Source organism: Rhodothermales bacterium (assembly GCA_013002345.1).
In the GTDB taxonomy this organism is placed as follows: Bacteria; Bacteroidota; Rhodothermia; order Rhodothermales; family JABDKH01; genus JABDKH01.
This window is the reverse complement of record JABDKH010000323.1, coordinates 1-6,751: the sequence shown is the minus strand read 5'-3', so window position 1 is coordinate 6,751 and position 6,751 is coordinate 1. Positions and strand designations below refer to the sequence as shown.

The 6,751-nt window shown below is 59.7% G+C and carries 7 protein-coding genes; 1 reads left to right on the top strand and 6 read right to left on the bottom strand.

Translation table 11 applies throughout. The features are described from left to right. Both HKN37_15420 and HKN37_15415 read right to left on the bottom strand, forming a co-directional pair. A partial coding sequence (locus tag HKN37_15420; protein NNE48041.1) for an FtsX-like permease family protein occupies nt 1-1,220 on the bottom strand: 1,220 nt, incomplete at its 3' end. 5 nt (nt 1,221-1,225) lie between these two features. Next, nucleotides 1,226-1,978, bottom strand: a complete 753-nt coding sequence (locus tag HKN37_15415) for an ABC transporter ATP-binding protein (protein NNE48040.1) — start codon at nt 1,976-1,978, stop codon at nt 1,226-1,228. 9 nt (nt 1,979-1,987) lie between these two features. Here HKN37_15415 and HKN37_15410 point away from each other — a divergent pair, with 9 nt between their 5' ends. Beyond that, a complete protein-coding gene (locus tag HKN37_15410) occupies nt 1,988-2,689 on the top strand; it encodes an arylesterase (GenBank protein ID NNE48039.1) in 702 nt (233 codons plus the stop codon). A 485-nt stretch (nt 2,690-3,174) separates the two neighbouring features. On the opposite strand, the gene HKN37_15405 is transcribed toward HKN37_15410, so the two are convergent. The 4 genes from HKN37_15405 to serC all read right to left on the bottom strand — a co-directional run. After that, complete coding sequence (locus HKN37_15405; protein ID NNE48038.1) at nt 3,175-4,611, bottom strand: NAD(P)(+) transhydrogenase (Re/Si-specific) subunit beta; 1,437 nt, start codon at nt 4,609-4,611, stop codon at nt 3,175-3,177. A 25-nt stretch (nt 4,612-4,636) separates the two neighbouring features. After that, complete coding sequence (locus tag HKN37_15400; protein ID NNE48037.1) at nt 4,637-4,939, bottom strand: NAD(P) transhydrogenase subunit alpha; 303 nt, start codon at nt 4,937-4,939, stop codon at nt 4,637-4,639. A gap of 39 nt (nt 4,940-4,978) precedes the next feature. Further along, nucleotides 4,979-6,112 carry a Re/Si-specific NAD(P)(+) transhydrogenase subunit alpha gene (locus HKN37_15395; protein NNE48036.1) on the bottom strand — a complete coding sequence of 378 codons (1,134 nt, stop codon included), beginning with the start codon at nt 6,110-6,112 and terminating at the stop codon, nt 4,979-4,981. A gap of 68 nt (nt 6,113-6,180) precedes the next feature. Continuing rightward, nucleotides 6,181-6,751 (bottom strand): 3-phosphoserine/phosphohydroxythreonine transaminase (serC, locus tag HKN37_15390; GenBank protein NNE48035.1); only part of this gene is annotated, 571 nt, incomplete at its 5' end.

Sequence of the window (6,751 nt, the reverse complement as noted above, 5' to 3'; positions counted from 1 at the left end):
CCGAACACCACGATCAAGATGACCGTAAGTCTAGCCCAGTCGAAGCGTCGACCCTCTATCAAGCCGACGGCCGAGCGCAGAGCCATCATGGGTGACACCCTGCGAACGCGAAGTAGCGGAAGCAGAGAGAACAAGACTGTCACAATGGTGCCGACGGCGATTCCGTATCCGACGGACGAAAGCGAGACCTTGAACTCGACGTCGACCGGAAGGAAATCCGACAGTACGATGGGTAGCAGCTGCTGTACCCCCACCCCGAGGAGGGCCCCGGCGACCGAACCAATAAGTCCGAGAACTATCGCCTGCGTCACGTAGACACCGAACGTGGTGCCTACGCGGGCACCAAGACAACGCAGGACGGCAACGGTCTGCAAACGTTGGCTGACGTAGACGTGGATCGCACTGGCAACGCCAACACTTCCGAGGAGCAACGCCATCAGTGCGGCGAGTCCAAGGAATTTGTAGAGATTCGTCAGCGCCGTATTCCAGTTCCGCTTTATCTCACCAACAGAATCACTGCCGACCTCGAGCGACTTGAGCCGAGGCTTCACTTCTTCGAGGAGTGCCTCGACGTCCACGGCGTCGTCAAATCGAAAGAACACTTCATAGGTCACACGACTTCCGGGGCCGATCAGTGTTGAGTCTATTCTGGCAAGCGGCACGTAGATCCGTGGACTGACGAGTGAAAAGGCAGCTGATTCTCTGGGTGACCGCTTGAGGATTCCGGCTACCGCGTACGAGACTCCACCGACGACCACGGAGTCGCCAACGACCGCACCGAACTGGCTCGCGAGCGATCCGTCGATCAGGGCCTCGCCTCTATTCTGGTACACGTCGGCCGCCGCTTCGGGCTCGGTGACCAATTCACCGTAGAACGGAAACGCGCCTTCCACAGCCCTGACAGTCGAGAGTCTCGTGTCACCGTTGGCCGGGAAATAGGCCATGGACGAGAATGAAACTCGCCTGGCCTGCTGACCTCCTATGGAGTCGATCAGCGCCTCGGCCTGGGCACCAAACGGCCGTCTGTTCTCGAGGCTCAGGTCCGCCCCGAGCAGTGACTGCGCCTGATCGTCGATGGTTGCCCGCAGACTATCTCCAAAGCTCTGGATCGCCACGAGCGCAGCGACACCGAGCACAATGGAGCTGACGAAAAGGAGAAGTCGTCCTTTCGATCCGCGTGATTCTCTCCACGCCATCTGCAAGAGCCAGCGTATGCCCATGGTTTTCACGCGGTCGCGCTCCCGGCTTGTTGTGCTTCGCCGGAGGCGCGGGTATCCGATACTATTCCGCCGGCGGCAAGTCGGATGACGCGTTCCGATCGACTGGCCAGCTCCTGGTCGTGAGTTACGAGCACGAGCGTCGTCCCCGCCGTTCGATTGAGATCAAACAGCAGATCGGCGATCGCGTGGCCCGTTTCGGTATCCAGTTCACCAGTGGGTTCGTCTGCGAAAAGGATAGTGGGATTGTTGATGAAGGCGCGGGCGATGGCAACTCTCTGTTGCTCACCACCGGACAGCTCGGCGGGATAATGACCTATCCGTTCCGCCAGTCCAACGCGCCCAAGCAGATCCTCGGCACGCCCACGGGCGGATCTGTCGGCCCGCAGCTCGGCGGGCACCATCACGTTTTCGAGAGCCGTCAGCGTCGGAATCAGTCGAAATGATTGGAAAACGAATCCGACATGCTGGTTCCGAAGCAAGGCCCGCTGGTCTTCCGACTTGGAGCCGAGCGGTTCGCCGCACAGTATCACCTCGCCCGACGTACTGCGGTCAAGTCCGGCCGACAGACCCAGAAGCGTCGTCTTGCCGCTGCCGGAAGGGCCGACGATCGCGCAACTCTCACCTCTCCGAAGAGTGAAAGACACATCGTCGAGGACGGTCAACTGGCTGCTACCCGATCGATAGGTCTTGGTGAGGTTGGAAACCTCGAGAACCGCATCAGGAAGAGATTCGTTAGCAAAGGCCACAAACGTACCCATCGAGAGTTGATGATCAGTAATCGTAAACCGCTATACCGTCTCGTGCTGGTATGTGTTCTTCTGGCCACCGCATGTGCGAGTGAAGAGCCAGCGAACTCCACCGATGTCGTACCAGCGGAGACTGGCACCCGGGCAGAGTCCAAAGTCGATCGCGCACGCATACTGATGCTGGGCGACAGTATTACGGCCGGCTACGGACTCGATCCCGCGCAGGCGTTTCCGGCTCGCCTGCAGGCGCTCATTGACTCAGCGGGATACGACTACGAGGTCGTGGCCGCGGGCTTGAGTGGCGAGACCACGGCGGGCGGCCGTCGACGGGTGGAATGGCTGCTGAGGAACGAAGCGGATATTCTGCTTATCGAACTCGGCGGTAACGATGGCTTGAGAGGCGTAGACCCGGAGTCGGTGCGTGAAAACCTGACGGCCATCATCACGACGGCGCGCGCCCGGAACTCTGACATGACGATCATTCTTGGAGGCATGCGGATGCCCATGAATATGGGCGGCGCCTACCGAGAGCGATTTGAATCCGTATATCCCGAAGTGGCGGCGGCGAACGATGTCGTTCTGATCCCTCACATTCTCGAAGGGGTCGGTGGAATTCAGGAGCTCAATCAGCCTGACGGAATCCATCCAACCGCAGATGGACACGAGATCATCGCGCGTACGGTGTGGGCTACACTCGAGCCGATCCTGAAACGTGGTGCCTAGCAGCCGGAAAGGCCGTCGGCACAGGTCGGCTCTCGATCGTCCACTGTTCGGGTGAGTAGATGTCGGGCCGGGAGATCCATGACATCACATGTTCGTGGCGAAGTCTGTCACTATGCGATCAGCGTCGGAATCAATGTTCGCCATCACCCGGCTCAGAAGTGTTTGACAGAATGTCACCGGCGCAGCGATGACCGCCTGGATGTGGTCGGCGCAGAAGTGTTCGTCAGGTTGTAACGGGCGCAGCCGTGTTCGTGAGGATGCACCTGCGTCAAATAGCAACCAGTGCACCAGTGGGCGCCTGAGTGCGCCCAACGCAGCCGGGTGCGTTAGCGTGTGCCGGGCGCAGTGGACCGACTCGACACGCTGATGCAGTACGCAGGCCTGTCGGCGGGACGAAAAAGCGCGGGGCGCGCCCGTCTGAGTCCAACTCAGGCCGACGCGCCCCAGATCTAGCACGCTCAGGTACTGCCCAGATGTGGACGAGCCTAGAGCGCCTTGACCTCTGTCACGAGTTTGCTCATCGAGTCCTTGGCGTCACCGAACAGCATTCGCGTGTTGTCACCATAGAACAGTTCATTGTCGATGCCTGCGTAGCCCGGGTTGAGGCTTCGCTTCATCACAATTACCGTCTGCGCATGGTCGACGTTCAGGATGGGCATGCCGTAGATCGGGCTGGCTGTGTCGTGACGAGCAGCCGGATTCACGACGTCGTTGGCTCCAATCACGACGGCTACGTCGGTTGAGTCAAACTCTCCGTTGATGTCGTCCATCTCGAAGAGAAGGTCGTACGGGACGTTCGCCTCTGCCAGCAGCACGTTCATGTGGCCAGGCATACGACCGGCGACCGGGTGAATGGCATACTTGACTTCGACACCGTTCTCCTGGAGCAATTCTGCCAGTTCGCGCACGGTGTGCTGAGCTTGCGCTACAGCCATTCCGTAGCCTGGCACGAAGATGACCTTCTGCGCATAGGAGAGCAGGATGGCCGAGTCCTCGGGAGTCGTCGAGTGTACGGTCAATCCGGTTGGAACTACCGCTCCGCCCGCTCCTGGAGCGGGCTGGTCACCACCGAATCCACCGATGAGCACGTTGAGCAGCGAGCGGTTCATAGCCTCACACATGATCATGGTGAGGATGAGGCCGGCTGCTCCGACGAGCGCGCCACTTACGATGAGGGCCACGTTATTGAGCACGAATCCGGTGGCGGCCGCTGCCAGACCGGAATACGAGTTCAGCAGCGACACAACGACCGGCATGTCAGCCCCACCGATCGGAATGACGAGCAGGACTCCGATGATGAGTGCCATTCCGGCGAGTGCAAGCACCGACCAGACGACCGGATCGCTGATGGCAGGAAAGTCCGGAGTCGATATGGCCATGAAGACCGTCGAGCCGACAATTCCAAGAGCCAGCAGGACAGTCAACACTCTCATCCCGGGAAAGACGATCGGGTTGCCCGTGATCTTGCCGGCGAGTTTGCCAAATGCGATGAAGCTTCCCGAAAATGTCACGGTGCCGATGAGCACACTGAGCGCAATGGTAATCGACGTGCCGACGGCGATGGCGTCGACAGTGCCTAAGGGGGCGTCACCAAGGTATCGGGCAATTTCCGCACCCGCTACCAGCGCCGATGCGAGTCCACCAAATCCGTTGAAGGCCGCCACCAGTTCCGGCATTCCGGTCATGGCCACTTTGCGTGCCAGGATCGCGCCAATGCCGCCGCCGACCACGAGGCCGACAATCATCTCGACCGGCGTCAGGATCTGCTGAATGAATAGCGTTGCCACAGCGGCAATGAACATGCCGACAGCCGCCATCTGGTTGCCGGCTCTAGCCGTCGCCGGCGACGTAAGCCTCTTCAAGCCGAGAATGAAGAGCACCGCTGCCAGCAGGTATATAAGATCAATAATCTGCGTTTTCATAGCTACCTATTTTCACCTGCGGAGTTCAGTTACCAGCCTTGGCCACTGACTTTTCCTGCGGCTTCTTCTTGAACATCTGCAACATTCGGTCGGTGACCATAAAGCCACCCACCACGTTAATCGTGGCAACTATCAAGGCCGCCACGCCGATCCACTTGGCCGCTACCCCGCCGACCATGCCGGCAACGACGAGTGCGCCAACAATCGTGATGCCGCTGATCGCGTTGGCACCCGACATCAGCGGGGTATGAAGCGTCTGCGGAACCTTGCTGATCACTTCAAATCCGATGAAGCTCGCAAGCACGAAGACAATTAAGTTTTCAAGCATAGCCTGGTATTCGTTTGTTGGTGCAATCGCTCATGCCGGTCAGCCGGCAAGGAGTGACTTGACTCGTTCGTTGACCACATCGCCGGCGTGACATACGCACGAGCCACCGATGATCTCATCCTCGAAGTCGAGGGAAAGCTCTCCATCCTTTACCATTTCGCCGGCAAGCGCCAGGAGTGTCCGGCCGTACATCTCACTGCCATGTACTGCCATTTCGGCCGGCAGATTGGTCGGGCCCAGAATCGTGACGCCGTTTGCGACCACCGTTTCGCCTGCTTTTGTCAGCGCGCAGTTGCCACCGTTGGCAGCGGCGAGATCGACGATGACTGATCCGGCGTGCATGCCCTTGACGGCGTTCTCGGTTATGAGGACCGGTGCCGGCCGCCCCGGTATCAGCGCGGTAGTGACGACCACATCGGCCTTTGCGATGTGGGGCTCCAGAAGTTCCGTCTGTCGCTTCGCCTTCTCCTCGGCCAGCGCCTTGGCGTAGCCACCGGTGTCGTCCGAATCCTGCGTCTCGATCTCCAACTCCACGAACCGACCACCAAGGCTTTCGATCTGCTCCTTGACTTCCGCCCTAATGTCATAGGCAGACACGCGAGCACCCAGTCGTCTTGCGGTGGCGATTGCCTGCAGGCCGGCAACGCCCGCTCCAAGAACAAGCACGTTGGCAGGCTTTACAGTCCCAGCCGCAGTCGTGAGAAGCGGGAAGAACTTTGGAAGCCGCTCGGCGGCGAGCAGTACGGCGCGATACCCGCCAATGGAACCCATCGCGGAGAGCGCATCCATTGTCTGCGCGCGCGAGATCCGCGGCACAAGTTCCATGGCGAAGGCGCTCGTGCCAGCCGCCGCAAGCGCCTTGGCCACCTTCGGGTGATCCAGTGGCGACAGGAAGCCGATCAGCACTGCGCCCTTCTTGAGCCCACTGATTTCTTCAGGCGTGGGCGGCTGCACCTTGAGTACAATATCCGCTCCGAGTGCCTCCGCACGACTCACAATACGGGCTCCCTTTTCTTCAAAGTCAGCGTCCGCGTAGCAGGCCGCGTCTCCCGCTCCTTTTTCAAGGAGAATGTCCATGCCGGCGCGATTGAATCGCTGAACCAGCTCCGGCACAGCCGACACGCGCCGTTCTCCGGCTACCGATTCTTTCGGAATCCCTACACTTATTGCCATAGCGAACCAGGTTTTAATGCTGCAACCGGCGCATTGCCGGCCACGTGGTGTTTAGCTCTGTCGCGCCGCTATCCCCGCTTCCGCTCAAAGTCGTCCATGAACGCTACGAGGTCCTCAACCGCCTTCTCGGGGCACGCGTTATAGATTGATGCTCGGATACCGCCAACGGATCTGTGACCCTTCAGCGATACCAGATCTCTTGCCGCGGCTTCCTGTATGAAGACCGGCTCCAGATCGTTGTCCTTCAAGCGGAACGTCACATTCATTTCGGACCGGGAGTCCGCCTTCGCCGTGCCGGCATAGAAACCCGACCGATCTATCCGCTCGTACAACAATGCCGCCTTGCGCTTGTTGACTCGGTCGATGGCCTCGACTCCGCCCAGGCCGTCGAGCCAGCGCAACACTTTCTCGACCATGTAGACGGCAAACACCGGAGGCGTATGAAACAGCTTGTCGACGTGGGTTCCGTAGTCGAGAATGGTCGGAAGCGACGCGTTCCGTTTTGTGTGAAAGTCGTTTCGGATCAGGACGACGGTGACGCCCGCCGGACCGATGTTCTTCTGGGCTCCGGCATAGATGAGGCCGTAGCGTTCGACGTCAAGTGGCCGACTCAGGAAATCGCTCGACGCATCGCATACG